The sequence below is a fragment of the Pseudomonas sp. S30_BP2TU TE3576 genome, from assembly GCF_050436025.1.
Taxonomy (GTDB): Bacteria; Pseudomonadota; Gammaproteobacteria; order Pseudomonadales; family Pseudomonadaceae; genus Aquipseudomonas.
Genome location: NZ_JBNDLK010000001.1, coordinates 234,740 through 255,546 on the forward strand (window position 1 = coordinate 234,740; position 20,807 = coordinate 255,546).

At 58.7% G+C, this 20,807-nt stretch carries 16 protein-coding genes; 5 read left to right on the plus strand and 11 right to left on the minus strand.

Translation table 11 applies throughout. From position 1 onward, the window contains the following. Positions 1-264 precede the first annotated feature (264 nt). Positions 265-1,419, plus strand: coding sequence for a MalY/PatB family protein (locus ABIA48_RS00975; protein WP_429486562.1), 1,155 nt, complete (start codon positions 265-267; stop codon positions 1,417-1,419). 173 nt (positions 1,420-1,592) lie between these two features. Here ABIA48_RS00975 and ABIA48_RS00980 read toward each other — a convergent pair whose 3' ends face one another. The 3 genes from ABIA48_RS00980 to ABIA48_RS00990 form a co-directional block, all read right to left on the minus strand. Further along, on the minus strand, positions 1,593-2,492 hold the full coding sequence (locus ABIA48_RS00980) for a zeta toxin family protein (protein ID WP_429486563.1): 900 nt from the start codon (positions 2,490-2,492) through the stop codon (positions 1,593-1,595). A 127-nt stretch (positions 2,493-2,619) separates the two neighbouring features. Next, a complete protein-coding gene (locus ABIA48_RS00985) occupies positions 2,620-4,899 on the minus strand; it encodes an ATP-dependent DNA helicase (RefSeq protein WP_429486564.1) in 2,280 nt (759 codons plus the stop codon). Further along, on the minus strand, positions 4,896-6,566 hold the full coding sequence (locus tag ABIA48_RS00990) for a VRR-NUC domain-containing protein (RefSeq protein WP_429486565.1): 1,671 nt from the start codon (positions 6,564-6,566) through the stop codon (positions 4,896-4,898). Before ABIA48_RS00990 ends, ABIA48_RS00985 begins: the two co-directional genes overlap by 4 nt. 195 nt (positions 6,567-6,761) lie before the next feature. On the opposite strand from ABIA48_RS00990, the gene ABIA48_RS00995 reads away from it, so the two are divergent. Next, on the plus strand, positions 6,762-6,986 hold the full coding sequence (locus tag ABIA48_RS00995) for a YgdI/YgdR family lipoprotein (RefSeq protein ID WP_429486567.1): 225 nt from the start codon (positions 6,762-6,764) through the stop codon (positions 6,984-6,986). 138 nt (positions 6,987-7,124) lie between these two features. Continuing rightward, positions 7,125-7,802, plus strand: a complete 678-nt coding sequence (locus ABIA48_RS01000; RefSeq protein ID WP_429486569.1) for an MliC family protein — start codon at positions 7,125-7,127, stop codon at positions 7,800-7,802. Between the two features lie 61 nt (positions 7,803-7,863). On the opposite strand, the gene ABIA48_RS01005 is transcribed toward ABIA48_RS01000, so the two are convergent. The 4 genes from ABIA48_RS01005 to ABIA48_RS01020 form a co-directional block, all read right to left on the minus strand. After that, positions 7,864-8,949 (minus strand): polyamine ABC transporter substrate-binding protein, encoded by a 1,086-nt coding sequence (locus ABIA48_RS01005; RefSeq protein ID WP_429486571.1) that lies wholly within the window; start codon positions 8,947-8,949, stop codon positions 7,864-7,866. Positions 8,950-9,021: 72 nt separating this feature from the next. Further along, complete coding sequence (locus ABIA48_RS01010) at positions 9,022-9,363, minus strand: cupin domain-containing protein (protein WP_007983773.1); 342 nt, start codon at positions 9,361-9,363, stop codon at positions 9,022-9,024. Between the two features lie 43 nt (positions 9,364-9,406). Continuing rightward, complete coding sequence (locus tag ABIA48_RS01015) at positions 9,407-10,813, minus strand: NAD(P)/FAD-dependent oxidoreductase (RefSeq protein ID WP_429486573.1); 1,407 nt, start codon at positions 10,811-10,813, stop codon at positions 9,407-9,409. Between the two features lie 50 nt (positions 10,814-10,863). Continuing rightward, positions 10,864-11,679: a helix-turn-helix transcriptional regulator gene (locus ABIA48_RS01020; RefSeq protein WP_007983770.1), complete on the minus strand. Its 816-nt coding sequence runs from the start codon at positions 11,677-11,679 to the stop codon at positions 10,864-10,866. 263 nt (positions 11,680-11,942) lie between these two features. Between ABIA48_RS01020 and ABIA48_RS01025 the strand changes: the two genes are divergently transcribed. Continuing rightward, positions 11,943-12,215 (plus strand): DUF1652 domain-containing protein, encoded by a 273-nt coding sequence (locus ABIA48_RS01025; RefSeq protein ID WP_108228803.1) that lies wholly within the window; start codon positions 11,943-11,945, stop codon positions 12,213-12,215. Between the two features lie 63 nt (positions 12,216-12,278). Here the strand turns inward: ABIA48_RS01025 and ABIA48_RS01030 are convergent, their stop codons facing one another. After that, positions 12,279-14,753, minus strand: a complete 2,475-nt coding sequence (locus ABIA48_RS01030; RefSeq protein WP_429486575.1) for a UvrD-helicase domain-containing protein — start codon at positions 14,751-14,753, stop codon at positions 12,279-12,281. A 279-nt stretch (positions 14,754-15,032) separates the two neighbouring features. On the opposite strand from ABIA48_RS01030, the gene ABIA48_RS01035 reads away from it, so the two are divergent. Continuing rightward, positions 15,033-15,728 carry a pirin family protein gene (locus ABIA48_RS01035; RefSeq protein ID WP_429486577.1) on the plus strand — a complete coding sequence of 232 codons (696 nt, stop codon included), beginning with the start codon at positions 15,033-15,035 and terminating at the stop codon, positions 15,726-15,728. Between the two features lie 173 nt (positions 15,729-15,901). Here ABIA48_RS01035 and pgm read toward each other — a convergent pair whose 3' ends face one another. The 3 genes from pgm to ABIA48_RS01050 form a co-directional block, all read right to left on the minus strand. Beyond that, entirely contained in the window at positions 15,902-17,548 is a 1,647-nt protein-coding gene (gene pgm / locus ABIA48_RS01040; protein ID WP_429486578.1) for a phosphoglucomutase (alpha-D-glucose-1,6-bisphosphate-dependent), read from the minus strand. A 113-nt stretch (positions 17,549-17,661) separates the two neighbouring features. Next, on the minus strand, positions 17,662-19,062 hold the full coding sequence (locus tag ABIA48_RS01045) for a PLP-dependent aminotransferase family protein (protein ID WP_429486580.1): 1,401 nt from the start codon (positions 19,060-19,062) through the stop codon (positions 17,662-17,664). A gap of 40 nt (positions 19,063-19,102) precedes the next feature. Continuing rightward, positions 19,103-20,593, minus strand: coding sequence for a hypothetical protein (locus ABIA48_RS01050; protein WP_429486582.1), 1,491 nt, complete (start codon positions 20,591-20,593; stop codon positions 19,103-19,105). Positions 20,594-20,807: the final 214 nt, after the last annotated feature.

Sequence of the window (20,807 nt, forward strand, 5' to 3'; positions counted from 1 at the left end):
ACAGTTGAATTTTAGACAGGGCTGTCGAATTCGCCACGAGAGCCGACCGTCGGGCAATGTATTGACGGACACAGTCCCTGTGGGAGCGGGCTTGCTCGCGAAGGGGCCGGCAAATCCAGCATGAGTGTTGGCTGACACCACGCCTTCGCGGGCAAGCCCGCTCCCACAGGGATTGTGGTGTCAGTCATCGCGAGCAAGCTCGCTCCCACAGGGCTTGGCGATTATCATGGTCAGCATTCCAACTCAGCTTTCATGAGACTACGCATGACTTTCGATTTTGATCAGGTGTTCGACCGCCACAACACCGGCAGTACCAAATGGAGCCGCTACCCGGCCGATGTGTTGCCGATGTGGGTCGCTGACATGGATTTCGCCGCGCCGCCGGTCATCATCCAGGCCCTGCAAAAACGACTGGAACACCCGATGGTCGGTTACAGTGTGGCCCAGGATGACCTGCGCGAGGCCATCGTCGCCGACCTCTGGAACAAGTACGCCTGGCGCGTCGAACCCCAGGAGCTGATCTTCCTGCCGGGTGTCGAGTCGGGCTTCAACATGGCATTGAAGGCCCTGGTACAGCCGCAACAGAACGTCGTTGTCCAGGTCCCCAACTATCCGCCATTGCGTCATGCGCCGGGCCATTGGGGCCTGAATAAGGTCGAGCTGAATTTCGATGCGCAAGCCGATGGCACCTACACCACGCCGCTGGATACCCTGAGCCAGTCGTTGCAAGGTGGCGGCGCCTTGCTGCTGAGCAACCCGCATAACCCGCTCGGCAAGGCCTTCCCCCGCGCCGAGCTGCAAGCCATTGCCGACATTTGCCTTGAGCATGATGCCTGGATCATTTCCGACGAGATCCACGCCGAACTGTGCTACGACGGCCGCCAGCACATTCCGATGGCGACCCTGAGCCCGCAAGTCGCCCAGCGCACCATCACGTTGATGTCGGCGAGCAAGGCCTACAACATCGCCGGCCTGAAAACTTCGTTCATGATCATCCAGGACCGACATCTGCGCGAGACGGTCAACCACGCCCGTTGCGGCATGGTCGACAGCGTCAATCCGCTGGGCATGGAAGCGACCCGCGTTGCCTACAGCGAAGCCGCGCCATGGCTGGCCGAGCTGAAGGACTACCTGCAAGGCAACCGTGATTTCCTGGCCGAGGCCGTGCGCACCCGCCTGCCGGGTATCACCATGAACCTGCCGCAAAGCACCTACCTGGCATGGCTCGATTGCACGGCGCTGGGGCTGGAAAACCCGCAGCAGTTCTTCCTTGAACAGGCCAAGGTCGGTTTGAGCGCCGGCCTGGACTTTGGCGATGACTGCAAACAGTTCGTACGCCTGAACTTCGGCTGCCCACGGTCGTTGCTGGAAGAAGGCATTGCGCGAATGGAACGCAGCTTGCGCCATCTAAAGGCCTGACCCGCTCATCAACAACGAAGATCCCTGTGGGAGCGAGCTTGCTCGCGATGGCGGCGTGTCAGACAACATTGATGTCGATTGACACGCCCTTTTCGCGAGCAAGCCCGCTCCCACAGATAGCAAGTAGCGACAAACCGTCGATTTGGGAAGCCGCAAGAAAACTGTGCCGGAGTTTATCGGTACACGTACTTCACGATATAGGCATACAGGTCGTTATAGACAAAATCAGGAACCTCTTTGGCATGGTTTGCAGTCTTGAGCAGAGCGAGGTGGCACTCCTTGGTCATCTCATCACGTTCAACCATGGTGTAGACGTGATTGTTGATGATTTTGTTGTAGTCGTTGTATGAATAAGACGTTCTGGTCAGGGGGGTGTCGACATCGCCGTTGGTGAACCTGCTATGTGCCCGCAAGGTCCGTTCTTTCAACGCACCCAATCCACGTTCGTACAGGAAGATCTGTGAGCCGCTTACGGCTTTGGCGACGGTCTCGAACGCCAGAAGGATGGCTCGGGCATTGCTCATGCTCGACTCCAGCGCCGAGTAGCTGACAAACCGTTCCAGTTCCTTTTGCTCCAGGCTTTTCAGTGCTCGCTTGATGCTGGAAACGTGCGCAAATGCCTGGTTGCAGCCCACGATGTGCGCCTCCAGCTGGTAGCCGGCAGGAACGGCATACGATGCAATCCCGGCAAAGTCGATGCTATCGAATGCACACTCCATGATGATGTTGTATTTGCGTGTGAACACCTCGGTAAATATTCGCGTCCCGAGCTCCCGGACAAAAGCCTCCGTGTGCTCGTAAGCATGCAGCACCCCCAGCTTGATCATGTCGGCATATTGCGGGTGTTTTTCCCGGTATTCGGGCAGGTACAGGCGAACATAATTGGCGTAAACACCCGACGGCAGCAGTGTTTTTTCCAGCAGATAGGTTTTACCTGAGCCTTGTAAGCCAGCGGTAATCAGCAGTTTGGGGATGGTTTCGGCGGTTTTACCGGCCAATAGCGTTGCGGTGATCTCATCAAATGCTTTGGTTACGTCCGCTGTTGCATAGGTGTATTTCGGTGCGTCTGACATACCTTGATTTCCTTATCAAAGAGGCTTTGAAATTTTCATCCTGCCCTTTGAATAAAGTGTGCAATCGCCGATTGTTCAAATCTGTGTTTGCATCAACATATGTCTATGTTTTTTAAAGTATAAATTCCTACTCGCGAGGAAGAAAAAACCTCGGAGCAATGGCCCACCAACGTGGCAGCAACTGCTTGACCCTGCTCTCGCCAAAACGGTCGTCGATCAACATCACCACCCCTTGATCCTGTTGCGTACGGATCACCCGTCCAGCGGCCTGCACCACTTTCTGCACACCGGGAAACAGGTAGGTGTAGTCATAACCGGCACCGAAAATGGCGGCCATGCGCCGCTTCATTTGTTCGTTCACCGGGTTGAGCTGCGCCAGCCCCAGGGTGGCAATAAATGCGCCGATCAACCGGGCACCGGGCAAATCGATCCCTTCACCGAAAGCCCCGCCCAGCACGGCAAATCCGACACCCTGGCCGTCGGCGTGGAACTGATCGAGAAACTGCTGGCGTTGCGCTTCGTCCATACCCCGCGACTGCGACCAGCGTTTGATGTGCGGATGTTTCTCGGCCAGTAACTGCGCCACCTGCTGCAAATAATCGAAGCTGCTGAAAAATGCCAGGTAATTGCCGGGACGTTCGCAGAACTGTCTGGCGATCAAGTCCACGATCGGTTCGAGAGAGGCCTGGCGATGCACGAACCGGGTGGAGATCTGGTTGACGATGTGCACTTGCAGTTGATCGGCGTGAAACGGTGACTCGACGTCGATGCACACCGTGTCTGCCGGTGTTCCCAGCAAATCGGCGTAATAGTGCCGGGGGCTGAGGGTCGCGGAAAACAGCACCGTGCTGCGCGCAGCGCTCAGGCGCGGACGAATGAACCCGGCGGGTACCACATTGCGCAGGCACAGCTGCGAGAGGTTGCGCTTGCGCTCGAGGTCGCGCTTGCTGATGTCGAACAGGAACTGTTCATCGAACAGTTCGGCCACCCGACAAAAATGCAACATGTCGAAGTAAAAACCCTGCAGTGCACTGTCCAGTCCTTGAGGATGATCGTTCAGGTAGTCACCGATGCTGGCGCTGCACGATGACAGCGCCTGAAGCAACTTTTCCGGCGCCTGGTCATAGGCCTGATAGGCACCGGTTTGCGGACTGTGTACCGCGTTCCACTCGCGATTCACGCGCTGCATGGGCTTTTTCAGCGCCTCAGGTGCAGTTTTGCGCACGCCGTTGAAGGTCGCCTGATCGAGGCTGGCGCTGTACATCTGCCGCCCCCGTTCCACCAGGTTATGGGCTTCGTCGACCAACACCGCGACTTTCCAGTGGTTGGCCTGGGCCAGACCGAACAGCAACGCGCTGAAATCGAAATAATAGTTGTAGTCGGCAACCACCACGTCGGCCCAACGCGCCATTTCCTGGCTCAGGTAGTAAGGGCAGACATCGTGCGCCAGGGCAACCTCGCGCAAGGCGCTCTGGTTCAACAGGCTCAGTTGACTGGCCGCCTGCCGTGCGGCGGGCAGGCGATCGTAGAAACCCCGGGCCAGCGGGCACGACTCGCCGTGGCAGGCTTTGTCCGGATGTTCACAGGCCTTGTCCCGGGCGATCATCTCCAGCACTCGCAACGGCGGCGCATTGGCGCTGGCAAGAATCACTTGCGCGGCATCCAGTGCCAGTTTGCGTCCCGGGGTTTTCGCCGTAAGGAAGAACACTTTGTCCAGTTGCTGTGGCGCCAGGGCCTTGAGCATGGGGAACAAGGTGCCCAGGGTCTTGCCGATTCCCGTTGGCGCCTGGGCCATCAGGCAGCGCCCCGTGCTCACGGCCTTGAACACCGACTCGGCCAGATGGCGCTGCCCCGGACGAAATTCGGTGTGGGGGAAGACCAGGCGTTGCGCCGCCAGATTGCGCCCTTCACGATGGGCGACTTCCTGCTCGGCCCATTGCAGGAACCGCGCGCAATGCCGTTCGAAGAATTGTTGCAGCTCGGTAGCGTCGAAAGGCTCGACCAGGCAGGTTTCCTTTTCGCTGACGATGTCGAAATACACCAATGCCAGATTGATCTGTGCCAGTTCCAGTTTCCGGCACATCAACCAGCCGTAAATTTTGGCCTGGGCCCAATGCAACTGGCGGTGGTTGGGCGGTTGCTTGCTCAAATCACCGCGGTAGGTCTTGACCTCTTCCAGACAGTTTTGCCCGGGGTCATAGCCATCCGCCCTGCCCTTGACCGTCAATGTTTGATACTGGCCTTCCAGGGCAACTTCGCTTTGGTAGCCTTCACTACGCCGCGAGGCCACCGTACGGTGCCCGACAATACCCTCCAGCGCGGTCGGCGACGGCGTGAAACGCAGGTCGAGGTCGCCGACCTTGGCGGTGAACTCACACAGCGCCCGAACCGCAATGCTGTAGCTCAAACCTCCTGCTCCGCCCATTGCACGTAGCACACAGCGATCGGCATCTGGTGCTCATGGCAGAATTCCAGCCAGCGCAACTGGTTGTCCTGCAGGCGATCCCCCGGACCTTTGACTTCGATCATGCGGTAGGTCTTTTGCCGGGGCCAGAACTGGATCAGGTCCGGCATGCCGGCGCGATTGGCCTTGATGTCGAGCAAAAGGCGGTTGAACCAGTGTTTGAGGTGCTCGGCCGGGAGACAGTCCAGGGCCTGCTCCAGCAACTCTTCGCTGAGCACGCTCCAGAACACGAACGGTGACTGCACGCCCCACTTGGCGGCATAACGTTCGCGGATGGTCTGTCGGTAGCGCCCGTCGTCAAGTTCGGCCAGGCAAGCCTGGAACAGTTCGGCCCGGCGTCCATGGAAGTCTTCGCTGAGCAAATCCACCGGTCCGCGCTGGAACGGGTGAAAAAAAGCACCCGGTAAAGGTGCGAAAATCGCTGGCCAACACAGCAGGCCAAACAGTGAATTGACCAGGCTGTTTTCGACGTAGTGCACCGGTGCCGAATCCTCAGCCAGATGTGCCTGGACGTAAGATTCCACCGATAACGTCGGGTCTGTCCTCGGCAATTGCAGGTCCAGACGCTGCATTTCCCGAGGCGCTGCCCGCTTGATGGGCGGCCCGCCGAGTTTGCGCCGCAGTCGAGGCAGCACACGGAGCAGTTGCTGGTGTTCGGCGGCGCTCTCCGGTGCTTGTTCAGCCCGCACGGCCAGGTCCAGGGCCAGTTCAAACTGACCGCTGCGTTCCAGCACGCGAATCAGCCGCGAACGCGCGCCGGGATAAGCGCATTCGCGGTAGAGGTCGAGGGCCATGGAGAAATCCGCGATGCGTTCGCAGTACTGGGCCATCTGGAACAGCAGCTTGCCGCGCCGCCGTTGCAACCACGGATTATCCAGCGCCAGCCCCTTGATCCGCTCCGCCACCTCTTCCAGCGCTTCACCGGCCTCGAATTGTTGCTGGTACGCGTGCAGGAGGACACAGGCATCCACGTCTTCGCGACTGCGCAAGCCACGGGACTCGGCGCAGAACTCGACTTTTTCGTAGGTGTAGATACCCAGGTCGGCCAGCACAAACTCCGACCAGTCCTGATACAGGTTGCCGAAGAACATCAGGCGCAGGCGATCGCACAATTGCATGATGGTCAGGCTGAACAGGCGGTCGTCCAGCGACGGGCACCAGTCGTTGAAGCTTTGTGCCTGGGGGAACTGCTCGCACAGCGCAGGCAACCAATCGACTTTCTTGCCTTTGGGTTGATCGATGGCAGGGCCAAAGGTCTGGAGGATTTCGCCCTTGAGTAGCAGTTCGAACAGCGCGTCGACCGCCACGAACGGCATTCGCTCATCGACCCAGCCGAGCTGTAACAGCGGGCTGGCGGCGCTGCCGATATCGCCGATTTCGTCGTAATGCAGTTTGCTCGCCCTGAAATGAACGCCTTTGCGCATGACCATTCTGACCAGCAGTGCCTTTGATTCACGGGGCAACAGCTTGAAGTCATGAATGAAACGCTGCTCGTCGACGCTCAGCACATCGGCAGAGCGCTGTTCAAGCCAATCAAGCACTTGCACGAAGTTGTTCAGGTAATAGAACGGATCGTCGAGGGGATTTGCAGTCACAGGGAAATGGGCCATGGCGAGCGAGTACTGGTTATGCGTACAGATACCAGTTCCGCCCTGCCCGGTGCAATGGGAAAAGGATAAATGGCGCTGTAGGGAATTTTTTCCGGGCAGTAGAACTTTTTGCCCCCCGGCGGCACCAACCGCCATGGAAATGCAGCAATAGCCATCGAACTGATGGCGCTGCTTCAGAACGTACGGGAGGTGATTATGGACATCAAGACTTTAGGCTTGCCCATGGCGGTAGCGGCCCTGCTCACACTGGCCGGTTGCTCGACGCCAACGGTGGTGACGCTGCAGAACGGCACTCAATACCTGACCAAAGACATGCCGAAAACCAAAACCAGCGACGGCTTCTTTGAGTTTGAGGACATTGCGGGTGCGAAGGTCAAAGTCAGGGCCGATGACGTGGCGACGATTCGTGAGGAAGACTAACGTTTCTCCTGGCACGATGTGGCAGGTTTCGAGCACTGCTTTACACTCGATAGACCCCGTGCGACCGAATGACTGTGCAACGCTTCGACACGATGCGTTGCAATACGGGCATCACGTAAAGGTTCAGGTGACGCCGAAATGAAAATGGCCACGCCACTTCTTGCCTCTCTGCTCGCCGTCAGCGCGTGCATGACTGCGAACGTGTGTGACGCCGCCACAAAGGCAAAGGCAAAACCAAAGCCCTTGCCAACTTACAAAACCAGTTTCGATTGCGCCTCGCCCCAGGCATCCGCCGAAAAGCTCATCTGTCATGACGCCCAACTGGCGCAGATGGACCTCGAACTCAATCGCCTTTATTTGCTGGCGCTCACGGATGAACATTCGGTGCCGCGCCCGGATAAAGTCGAGATTGATCAACAGTTCTGGGTCGACACCCGCAACCAGTGTGACAGCGGCCCGCAAGCCAAACCCTGCGTCATTCGCAGTTATGCCGAGCGTGCGCATCAACTGCGCCAGGGATCGGCCATTGCCAGAACCAAGGACCCGAGCCGGCTCACTGAAGGCCCGGTGACCTTTCGTTGTGCGGGGTTGAATGCGCCGGTTGCAGCCACCTTCTTTATGACCGAACCGGGTGTCGTGTACCTGAAGTGGTCAAAGACTTCGATCACCCTTGACCAGGTACCCGACACTGCGGGAACCCTGTATAGGGGCAAGGACGTCAGGGGCAGTTATAGCTTCTGGCAAACCGGCTACGAGACAATTTTTCAGGCGCCCGGAACGGGTTCGATGAGTTGCACGGCCGAACCGGTCGGCTGAGCGTGCAAGGAATGGTAGCCACGGCAACGGGACGTCCTGTCCCGTAGGCCTGGTCAAGTCTTCAACTGCCGGTGCGAATTTTGTTCCACACGCGCGTGCGAATCCGGTCGATGTTCAATGGCATGGCTTCCAGGGCAAACAGCTTGCCCATCATTTCCGGACTCGGGTAAACCTTGGTGTCGTTCTTGATCGCCGGGTCGATCAGATTGTCGGCCTGCTCGTTGCCATTGGCGTAATGCACGTAGTTGCTGACACTGGCCATGACGTCCGGGCGCAGCAGGTAGTCCATGAAGGCGTAACCGGCCTTCTCATCCGGGGCATCGGCTGGCATCGCGACCATGTCGAACCAGATCGCTGCACCTTCCTTTGGAATCGAGTAGCCGATGTCGATGCCGTTGTTGGCTTCCCTGGCACGGTTTTCCGCTTGCAGGATGTCACCGGAGAAGCCGACTGCGACGCAGATATCGCCGTTGGCCAGGTCACTGGTGTACTTGGACGAATGGAAGTAGCTGACATACGGCCGCACTTTCAACAGCAGGGCTTCGGCCTTTTTGTAGTCTTCCGGGTTCTTGCTGTGAGGCGGCAAACCGAGGTAGTTCAACGCGGCCGGTAGCAGTTCGGGGCCGTTGTCGAGGATGGCCACCCCGCACTTCTGCAACTTCTGCATGTTCTCGGGTTTGAAGATCAGGTCCCAGGAATCCACCGGCGCGCTGTCGCCCAGTACCGCTTTGACCTTGGCAATGTTGTAGCCGATGCCTGTGCTGCCCCACAGGTACGGGAAGCCGTGCTCGTTGCCCGGGTCGTTGGTCTGCAATGCCTTGAGCAGTACCGGGTTGAGGTTCTTCCAGTTTGGTAGCTGACTCTTGTCGAGTTTCTTCAGCGCGCCGCCTTCGATTTGCCGGGCCATGAAGTGGTTGGACGGGAACACGACGTCGTAACCGGATTTGCCGGTCATCAACTTGCCATCGAGGGTCTCGTTGCTGTCATAGACGTCGTAGGTGAAGGCGATGCCGGTTTCTTTCTGGAAGTTTTTCGTGGTGTCCGGCGCGATGTAATCCGACCAGTTGTAGATTTTGACGGTTTCGGCCGCCTGACTGATCGATGCCACGAGCATCAGCGGGGCCAGAGTCAGTGTCTTTCGGAGCATGAGTCGATTCCTGTATGGGTTATTTTTGTTGGCAGGCAATCAAAGGGATCAGCTTTTATTTTTTTTAATCGTTCAAAAAATCAACACGTAGGTCTTGCGCACGGTTTCCTGGATATCCCAGATGCCGAGGCTGTTGGCCGGCAACATCAGTGCGTCGCCGGCTTCAATGTGCAGGGGCTCACCGCCGTCCGGGGTGAAGGTGCAGCGGCCCTGAATGAAGTGACAGAACTCCTGGGCGACGATCTGCCGCCGCCAGCGCCCGGGTGTGCATTCCCAGACGCCGGTCTCGACGCCGTCGTCGCGTTCGACACTGGTGGTCGAAGCCACGGCCACGGGTGTGCCCAACGGCACGGCGACCGGATTGGACTCTTCCAGTTTCAGGGTTGCAGTGTTCTTGAATTGCGTGATGCTCATGGGAATACCTGTCGATGTAGCCTGTAGATGAAGAACGCGCCGTTCAGTGCATGAAACCTTCCATGAAACCGGCGACCCCGCTGGCCAGCTTGCGCCGCCAGGGCGCGGTTGCCGGGTTGGCCAGGGTCTGGTCTTCATGGACAAAGCTGCGGATGATCGCGTTGTAGCCGAGCCAGCGGATGGGTTCCGGCTCCCAGGCCCTGAGCGCGTCGAGACCACGCTCGGGGATGACCCACGGCTGGCGTACCAGGTCGGTGTCGCGCCCCAGGATCAGGTCGGCCAGCGTCCGCCCCCCCAGGTTGCTGGCGCCAACGCCCTCCCCGCCATAACCGCCAGACAAGGCAATACCGTTGGCCCGATCGCAGAGCATGTGCGGCTTGAAATGCCGGGACATGCCCAGGTTGCCGCCCCAGGAATGAGTGATCTGCACGTTTTTCAATTGCGGGAACAACTCGCCAAACAGATAGCGCCGAAGCTCCTTTTCGTCAGTGGTCAGGTCGAAGTCGTGGCGTAGCTTGCCGGCGAACCGGTACCCGCCACGGGCGCCAAAGATCAAGCGGTTGTCAGCGGTGCGCTGACCGTAAGTGACCTGGCGACTGGCCTCGCTGAACGCCTGGCCGCGACTCAGGCCAATTTCGTCCCAGGTGGCGGCAGACAATGGCTCGGTCGCGACGATCAGGCTCTGCACCGGCATCTGATACCGCCCCAACGGCGGCAAGGTGACGGAGTAGCCTTCGACCGCCGGCACCACCCAGCGACTGCGCACTGACGCTTGCGCCGTGCGCAGGTTGCCGGACTGCCAATGGGTGACCGGGCTGTTTTCGTAGATTTTCACCCCCAGGCGCTCCACCGCCCGGGCCAGCCCGCGTACCAGCTTGGCCGGATGGATGGTCGCCACGTGCGGCGCGTAGATACCGCCATAGGGTTTGGCGACCCGGATCTGTTGCGCCAGTTGTTCCGGGTTCAGCCAGCGATAGTGGCTGTCGTTGAGGCCCTGGCGGTGGAGATCGTCCAGATAGTGACGCAGGCTCGTCTCCTGCTCCGGATAGCGTGCGGCGCAATACAGCACCCCGCCTTTGCGGTAATCGCAGTCGATTCCCTCACGTTCGAGGACAATTTCCACTTCTTCCGGAATGCTGTGCAACAAATCGTAGGAGGCGCGGCGCTCTTCCACTGGCAGATTGGCCAGCAGACGATCTTCACCCAGCAAGTTGCCCATCAGCCAGCCGCCGTTGCGACCCGATGCGCCGAAACCGGCGGTTTGTGCTTCGATAATCGCGATGTTGAGGTCAGGTTTGTGCTGCTTGAGGTAATACGCGGTCCAGAGACCGGTGTAGCCCGCGCCGATGATCGCCACGTCGACATCCAGGTCCCTTTCCAGCGCCGGACGCGCCAACAAAGGCTCGTCGAGCTGGTCCATCCACAAACTGATAGTGCGCCACGCCGGCATGCAAGACTCCGCCACTCAAACTTCGATGACGTCGATCCTAGTGCGTGGGCTCAGGGGCTGTCTTGCGCGCGTGCACGCAAAGAAATTTGTTTGACGTAGGCCTTGGGTGACTGGCCGGTGTGCTGACGGAAACAGCTGTAGAACGCCGACAGCGAATTGAATCCGGCAGCGAACGCCAGCTCATCGATGCGCAGTGGCGGTGTGGCGGCATCCAGCGCGGCGAGCAAATGCTGCAAGCGCGCCTGGTTGACGTAGCGGTAGAAGCTTTGCCCCAACACCTGGTTCAACAGATAGGAAATCTGATTACGGCTGTAGCCGCACTCCTTCGCCACCCGTTGCAGGTCGAGTTCCGGGTCAAGATAAGGCTGTTGACCCTGGAAATACTGTTGCAGGTCATCGGCCATGAAGCTCAATTGGCGTGGTGACAATCCGAGCCGGCTGACCGCCGGGCGCTGGTTGCCGGAGGCTTTGCTGGCGGGTTGCTCATGCACCAATGACGCGTATTCGTTGACCCGCCAGATCAGCCCGTCCTTGACGGTAATCGCTTCGCTGGCACGGAACGACACCAGTCCTTCACCGCCACGCAGTGTGATACGGTACTGAATGAACGCCGTGTTGCCGTCCAGTCGAATGCGGTCGGAGTGCTCCAGCGCTTCATCCGGATCCCGAGGCATGCTGCTGCGCACGTAGTCGCGCAATTCGGCCAGGCCCATGACCCGGTTCTGGAAAAAGTCGTTGTACTGGACTTCAGGGTGATAGAGCGCCATGACGCCATCCAGATCCCGGTGCTTCCAGCGCAAGTGATAGCGCATGACCGTCTCGCCCGTGGCCTGGGTCTGCAGCGGGCCATCATCATCGGCGTGCATTGAAAATCTCGACGGAAAAAACCGAGCTTGCCCAACTTCCGCTTTGTCTTCAACGACTAAACAGATGATGGCTTTGCCCGCAAATTGCGGATAAGAGTGAGCTGAATCAAAACAATGCCGGCAATCGCCAAACGGCCTGAAAAATCCACACTCTTTTCACATCCGGCTGCTACTTTTAAACACTGTCACTGGTTGAATCAATGAAGGTTCTTCCCTCCTACCATGAGCTAAAGGAAGCGCTCGAAGATGAAGGCGGGCAACACATGAATATAGGGTTCAGTAAGGTCACGTTTCCAAACGCCTGCCAGCTGATGCGCTGGCATTTTCATCCCATGGGGTTCGAGGCGAGCATGGACGCGCCGGGCAGCATGATTGCCCGTCTGTTTGATCGTGCCACTGGCGAGACCATGATCGCCATTGCCGGTATTCCGTGCGCCACCGTCATGAATGCCGCGGATGTAGAACGAATAATCGAAGCGGTGGAAGATGAACTTGAAGCTTTCATTCCACCGGAGGTCATCAAGAGTTATGCCTGAAGGCTGAACAACGCAAAAAAGGTCCACATTTCGTGGGCCTTTTTGTTGGCAGCGAGTAAACGTTCAGGCAGAGGCGTTGCCTTGTCGATGATCGACAAAAAACGCCTTGCCCTTGGCGATCCGGTCGGAGGCCTTGGGCATATTCGCAGCCTGGGTGTCTTGCGCGTCGACGTACCAGTAGCAATGGCTGACGGCACGGGTAATACCCACGTACGCCAGCCGCAGGATCTCGTCCTTCTGGGCATTGTCGTAGGGTTCGCTGTCACCTGCCTTGCCCAGGCCCGCCATCCGGTAAACCTGATTCTTGTAAGGCGAACTGGTCAGGTGCTGGCAATCGCCCAGCAGAAACACTGCATCGGCCTGCAGGCCCTTGGCACTGTGATACGTCAGTTGCTTCAGCCTGCGAGCTTCATACGGCAAGCTCGAATCAACATTAACTACAGACTGAATATGCTCTTCTATCAATAACTTATCGCTACTTTTTCGATACAACATCAAGATTGAATCACCCTTTCGATAATGCTCCATCAGGCGCTGGGCCATGCCTTGGTCATCACGATCGAGGACGTTAACCGGCAGCAATGCCTTGGGTTCACCGCTGGCCCTGGCTTTCTTCCCGGCAATTGCCGGTGCGGCCCGCACGATGTGTTCGGCAGCATCAATGATGTGCTGGTGGCTGCGATAGTTGTCACTGAGCATGACCTTGGTGGTGCTCGGCGACGGGAACTCTTTGTTGAACTCCATGAAGTAGGTCGGTGAACTGCCGCGCCAGCCATAGATGGACTGCCAGTCATCGCCCACGCACAACAGCGAGGAACGCTGGGCCCCGCGCCCGATGTGCATGGCCGGCCCGCGACTGCGGATCTCGGCCAGGCTGGCCCTGATCCACGAGACGATCTGCGGCGAGACATCCTGGAATTCGTCGATCATCAGGTGTGACAGCGGCCGCAGCAGCTCATCACTGAGCAGCTTGAGGTTCTCCGGCGAATGCTCGCTGAACAAAGCGAACATCCGGTTGTAGGTCATGATCGGCGGTTTCTGATCGAGCAAATGATCTTCCAGCGCCCGCCAGTAAAGGCTCAGGGCCTCGAAGAAGAACCGGTCGGGATCGTCCTTGGCGAAACTCATCTGTCCCACGGCACTCGGCACATCCAGCCCGAGGTTTTCGATAAACCCGGCGGCGGCGACAAAACAATCGAGCAATGGCGCGGAGGCGAGTTCGCCCTTGACCTTGTAATCGAAGCCCGGCCCGGCGCTGGCATCGCCGGCAAGCGAGGCCAAAACACGCCTGGATGATTCGTAACTATCAAGCCATATCAACGGCTTACGACAGAAAGCTTGAAACAGGGTGCGCTTTACTGCCCACTCTGCGCGCACTGTCAGTTTGGCGTTTGGACGTGCCACCTGCGGGTTTTCCCGAGGATCGAAGCCCAGCACCACCCAGGTGTCCAGGGACGGAATATAGCCGTGACAATGGAATTTAGAACCGTTGATATCAAACGACTGGCGATTTGGCTCGATACCCTTGATAGGCCAGGCACCGGCGCGAATCCACAGGTCTTCTATGGCGTCGCACAATTCTTCATCGCGCTTGGCGGCCAGTTCGGTAACGCCGATGCGTTTCTGCACATCCGGGTGATCCCGCTCCAGCTCCTTGAGTTGCAAGGCATGGCGGGACAATGGCTTGATCAGCTCGCGAAAACGCTCATCGTCACGGTGCAGACGGTGATAGCAGGCATTGAGTTGTTGGCGTTGAGCGTCGTTGATCCGCAGATCGAATGGATTGCTGTCGACCTCCTCATCACCCTGTGCAGCCCGCAGGCTGAGGTTTTCGAAAGCCTGTAAACGCTCGAAACCCGGAAGACTGCGCACCATCGGCAGGATCCGCGAGTGAAAGGTGCGCACCAGATCCCGCGCCTCCTTGAAGCTGATAACGCGCCCCCAGAGCGCAAACAGTTCGATCAGCTTATTGATGAAGTCCTTGCGCGACTCACGGGTGAAGGTCACCACCGTCATCGAACTCAGCTCGAAGCCCAGGTAATGGGTCAGCAGCAAGATACGCAGCACCAGCGTGGTCGATTTGCCTGCACCCGCCCCCGCAATCACCGAGGTGGACGGCGTATCGCTGAAGATCATTTTCCACTGTGCGGCGCTGGGTTGGGCATGGGCCGGCAGCAACCGGGCGACATCGGCCTTCATGCGCTTCTTCAACTCGGCGCTCAATGGCAGGCGCCAATCGTCGAACAACAGGTCATCGACATTCGGTGGCCGGTGTTCAGTGGAGCGCGAGTCGCGGATCAGCAGGACCTGTCGACCTTCCTCCAGCCCTTCGAGCTTACCTTCCTTGTAGCCGTAATCGACCCCGGCGCTGTGACCGCTGCGAAAACCGTCGGCCTGACCATGCAACCACGACGCACGATGCTGGGCATGCAGGCGGGTCAGGCTGTAACCGAAGAATCGGGCGAGCAGCCGCTTGATCAACGGCATCTCGGCCAGGGGGCGAAGTTCAGGAGGAAGATCGGGGGTGTGTTGCGGCACGCGGACTGACTCCAGGGTGTGAGGCTGTTGAGCACTATGGTGTCTGCATTTGCCGTCGAGTTCTAGTGAATTGCTTATGACTCATTGGCTTATGCGATGAAGTGAAGGTTGGATGAGAAAATTTCGAGGTGGTTTTATATCAATCCATTCGATTGGAATGCTGCATTTTTTACGCTTTTTATCGATTGTTGCCTGCTGGATGATGGCCGTCATCACTCACCGGTCTCGCTTCGTGGCCCAGGCGCCTCGCCCCATGACGAACCTTTTCTGGAGACGATCATGCTTGAACTCAGACCTTTCAACTCGCTCGGTGGCGCTCACCACGGCTGGCTGGATGCTCATCACCATTTTTCGTTCGCCGAATACTACGATCCCCAGCGTATGAACTGGGGCAACCTGCGGGTCTGGAATGACGACGTGATCGCTCCCGGCAGCGGTTTTCCGCAACACCCGCACCGGGACATGGAAATTATTACCTATGTCCGCGAAGGCGCCATTACCCACCAGGACAACCTTGGCAACAAGGGCCGGACCGAAGCGGGTGACGTCCAGGTCATGAGCGCCGGTACCGGGATCGCCCACAGCGAGTACAACCTGGAAGCGGCACCGACCAAAATTTTCCAGATATGGATCATCCCGAATGAATCCGGTCTGGCCCCGTCCTGGGGCGCCAGGCCGTTCCCGAAAGGCGAGCGCGAAGGTTTTGTCACCCTGGCCAGCGGCAAGGAAGGCGACGACCAGAGCCTGCGTATTCGCGCCGATGCCAGGCTGGTAGCGGCCAATCTGAAGGCCGGCGAGTCTGCCGAATACCATTTGGACAACGGCCGTCGTGCGTATCTGGTTCCGGCCACCGGGGCCATTGAAGTCAATGGTTTGCGTGCACAAGCCCGAGACGGCGTCGCGGTTGCCGATGAGCAGGCTCTACGCGTGACTGCCATCGAGGACAGCGAGATCGTGTTGGTGGACCTGGCGTGATCCACTGAGCGCCATTGCAAAAAAGGGGCGACCGTATTGGTCGCCCCTTTTTTATTGCTGCACCGAACCCATTGTGGGAGCGGGCTTGCTCGCGAAAGCGGTATCAGCGTCAACATCAATGTTGACTGAAACATCGCCTTCGCGAGCAAGCCCGCTCCCACAGGGTTGTGTGTTTACTTCGCGGAAATAGCGCCATCGACCAGCGTTTGCGCCTCGGCCACCAGTTGCTTGAGGTGGTCGTCGCTGACGAAGCTTTCGGCGTAGATCTTGTAGATGTCTTCCGTGCCCGACGGACGCGCCGCGAACCAGCCATTTCCAGTCATGACTTTGAGACCGCCAATGGCCTGGTCGTTGCCCGGTGCATGGCTGAGGATGCTCTGGATCGGCTCGCCGGCCAGTTGGGTCGAAGTGACCTGTTGCGGCGACAGCTTGCTCAACAGTGCTTTCTGTTCCGGGTTGGCCTTGGCGTCGACCCGTACCGAGAACGGCTCACCCAGTTCATCGGTCAAGGCACGATACGCCTGGCTCGGGTCGCGACCGGTACGGGCAGTCATCTCAGCGGCCAGCAGGGCCGGAATCAAACCGTCCTTGTCGGTGCACCAGACACCGCCGTCCTTGCGCAGGAACGACGCACCAGCGCTTTCTTCACCGCCGAAACCCAGCGAACCATCGAACAGACCATCGGCAAACCACTTGAAGCCAACCGGCACTTCGTACAGACGACGACCCAGGCGCTTGGCCACGCGATCGATCAAGCCGCTGCTGACCACGGTTTTACCCACGGCGGCATCGGCGCGCCATTGCGGACGATTCTGGAACAGGTAGTCGATGGCAACGGCAAGGTAGTTGTTCGGCGCCAGCAAGCCGCCGGACGGTGTGACGATGCCATGGCGATCGTGATCGGGGTCGCAGGCAAACGCCACGTCGAAACGCTGTTTCAGGCCGATCAGGCCTTGCATGGCGTGGCTGGACGATGGGTCCATGCGGATCTGGCCGTCCCAGTCGACGGTCATGAAGCGGAAGGTCGAGTCGACCTCTTTGTTCACCACATCCAGGTCCAGGCGGTAATGCTCGGCAATCGCCGACCAGTAGCGCACCCCTGCTCCACCCAGTGGGTCAACACCCAGACGCAACTTGGCCTCGCGGATGGCATCGAAGTCGATCACGTTGATCAGGTCGGCGACATAGGTGTTGAGGAAGTCGTGGCGATGGGTGGTGCTGGCCTTCAGTGCCTGCTCATAGCTGATACGCTTGACGCCAGCGAGCTTGTTGGCCAGCAGTTCGTTGGCCTTGGCCTCGATCCACTTGGTGATGTGGGTATCGGCCGGACCACCGTTAGTTGGGTTGTACTTGTAGCCACCACTTTGCGGCGGGTTGTGGGACGGCGTGATGACGATGCCATCCGCCAGGCCCGTGGTACGCCCGCGGTTGTAGCAGAGAATCGCATGGGAAATGGCCGGTGTCGGCGTGTACTCGTCACCTTCGGCGATCATCACGGTCACGCCATTGGCCGCCAGTACTTCGAGGGCACTGGCACCGGCCGGGGTAGACAGCGCGTGAGTGTCGATACCGACAAACAGCGGGCCGTCAATGCCTTGAGCTTCGCGATACAGGCAGATGGCCTGGCTGATCGCCAGCACATGCCATTCGTTGAAACTCAAGTCGAACGAGCTGCCCCGGTGCCCGGACGTGCCAAAGGCAACGCGCTGGGTCGAAATGGCGGCATCAGGCTGGCCGGTGTAATAGGCCGTTACCAGTCGCGGGATGTCGACCAACAATTCTGCCGGTGCCGGTTTGCCCGCAAAAGGACTGAGTGTCATGCAAAACCTCTGGAATAGAGTGGTTCAGGAATTGGGTCGCAGTTTACTGGCAGTTTGACCGCAAGGCGACGGGATCGATCCAACAGATTGCAGGATGTTATTTTTTGCCTGAGTCACTCGATTGATTCCAGGCGCAGCGCATCCCCCAACAAGCCCAGTGCGGCGGCCAGGTTGTGATCGCCGCCGAACGTATGACTCAGGCGCAAATGCTGCCCGTGCAGGCCGTGGAGGCTGAACAGTTCTCCTGGTGCGATAACCACTTGATGCGCCAGCAGGCGCTGGAATACACGACGTACATTGACCCGACGCAAGGAGCGCACCCAGACCGTTGCGCCGCCTTCAGGCTCGACGAAATGCAAGGCATCGCCCAATCGCTCCTGCAACAACAGGATCATTTGACTCTTGCGTTCCTTGAGTAACCGACGCAGCACCAGCAGGTGCTGATCGATGCGACCGCTGCTGTACAACCGGGCGATGGCTTTCTGGCGAATCGGCGAGAGACGGAATGAGCGCAGCAGAAAGTGCCGTTGCAGCTCAGCGCTCAAGTGCCTTGAAAGCAGATAACCATAGGGCGCTTCCGCACCGATGGCTTTCTCGAACGTGGAAAACACCATCAGCCGTTCCGGGTCCAGCAAGTCCCGAAACCGCACGCTGCCCAAATCGAATACGAGTTCGCCATAACAGTCGTTTTCCAGCACCCAACTCTCGTGCGTAGCCAAAAGCCGGGCAATGGCTTGCCGGTTTTCATCGGGCGCCAGACTGCCACGGGGCATGTTCAGGGCTGATGAAAGCATCACCAGCCGCACCGGTTCGGTATCCAGCAGCACTTTGAGCCGTTCCGGATCCAGGCAGCCATCGGCTTGCACCGGTAGTTCAATCACCCGCACGCAGGCGGTTTGTAACAAACGCAGGATCGTCCAGTCGCACGGTGATTCAACCACCACGGTGGCGTCTTTCAAGCCCAGCACGGCAATCAGGATTTCCAGTACACCGCGAAGGTCGGCGCCGATGTAGACATCATCGGCATGCCAGTAACGCAGCGGAGAGGTGGTATAGCGTGCTGCCAGGGCGGCGCGCAGTTCGAGTTCGCCGCAAGGTTGCGAAGGCGCCTGCGGCTGGCGGGGATACTGGCGCAGCAACTCCCGCTCCAGCAGCAACAAAGGACTGTCGAGCGGTTGTAACAAGGCCGGTTCATCGGCGCTCAAGACCAGCATCCCCGGACGCCTGGCATTGACGTAGACCGCTTCCAGCAAATCACTGCCGCTGTCCTGCAGGCTGATTGAGGACACGGGCAATGCGTAATAACCGGACTTGGCCACCGAATAGACGCGCCCTTCCTTCTCCAGCAGCGAATAGGCGTACTGGATGGTCGAGATCGACACATTGAGTCGCTCCGCCAGATGCCGCAACGACGGCAGGCGGATGCGCGAATCACCTGCAGACTCGTTGATCAGGCTGGCCAGGTATCGGTAAACCGCCTGATACGCGAAATCCGTTTCTCGTGGACCTTTCATGGGTGAAGACCGACTGCACTGCCTGCAAATCCACCCACGTTCAGTGACCCGCCGACCATTCATCCACCCACGTGATGCCAGTGTCAGGGTCGCCCACACCGTTTTGCAACGCAGCCTTTTGGATCACTGCTTCAGGCGCCCCGCTATCGCTTCCGGGCACCCGCTCCATGCGATAGAGCTGGCCAACCAGACTCGCAGGCAATCCGCTGACATCCATCATCCATTGCATGATCTGTTCGGCGACCGGATGCCCCTGCATGGCACGGTGCAGTTCGGGCATGGCCACCAGCATGCCCGGATGGCACTGACGCAGAAAACGCTCAAGCCCCGCGCCCTGTTCGATAAATGGCGAAAAAAGCAGGCACACCAGTTGTGCCTCGCTCAGGCCCAGGTTCTTTTGCGCTTCGGCCGCCGCGCGGACGCGCTGTTCGGCCAGTGTCGCCGGGTTGCCAAATACCTCGATGGCCTGCTCGCACAAGCGCTCAGGCAAACATTTGCGGCGCATCATCACCAAGGCGCGTTGCAGGTATTGCGCAACGCCGGCCTCGTAGCTGCGGCCCTGCACGAAGCACGCTTGCAACCCCCTGACGTGCGCCGAGACCGATGGGCTGACAAATTCGTTGTCACTGATCTGCGCGGACAGTTCGTCAGGCTGGAACCCGAGAAACTCAGTCAGCAATGGCCAGCGCTCCTCCAGGTTGCTGACCAGCAGGTCGTGAATGTCGATGCAGGTCGCGCGGCGACAGGCCTCAAAGCGTTCTTGCGGACGCCATTGGGCCTTGCCGTAATCCGTGTAGAACGCCTGATAACAATCGCTGCCCAGTTCATCGAGCAACGCAAACAGCCCTGCAAAACCGGCTTCGCCCGCAGGCGAAGGTTTGAGCCCGGCCTTGGTCGCGGCACGCTTCAAACCGTCGATGAACTGCTTCTGCTGACGCGGCGTGTCGCTGATCAGCAATGCGTCGACACCTCCGTCCCAACGGGCAATTTGTCCGTAGAACTCCCCCGTGGCCAGATAACCGTCATCCCACAGGTCAAACCCGCCGCGCCACTCCCGGCGATGGCCGATCAGCAGCAGGTTCAGGCGGCTGGACTCGCGGCCGGCGTCGGAGATCGGCGTCAGGTGGTTGAACGGCAAGACTTGCCGATCATCGACCATCAACACCTCGACCCGGGGATCGTCATAGACAAACAAGGCGCTGTTGGTCCGGTGCATGTTTTCTACGGCCGCGCAGCTTGCCCCGTTCAGCCGCAACGAGGCTATGCGCAACTGGAATGTCGCCGGCGCCCGAGTGGCGATGGTCAACTGCGCAGCACGCAACAATGCCAGGGTGTAGCAGTTGTCACGGGCACCGGACTGAATCGCCAACACCTTGTAATCGCCAATGTGCTCCATCCCCCCCGCCGCTACCGCCAGACGCTGAATCAACAATTGCAATGCGGTGCGTTCGGCACGCGAGAAAAAACCCAGCAATCGCTGCAGCACTTGTTGATAGACATAGTTCATCGCTTGGTCATGGATGCTGGTCATCTTTATTTACCTGATACTCGTAAGTTCAATATCGCGCAGACAGCAAATCCCGTTGGACTATCTGCACGAATGGAGTCATGGACTTTATTGCCAAATGCTAGCACTTGAATTTTCTGGCAATCATTTGAAACGATCGCAGCGGCCCCTCGTTCGAATGACGAAATCCAGGCTGTGATGCCCGGCTGGCAAGGGTTTGCTCGATTGCAATCGGCGT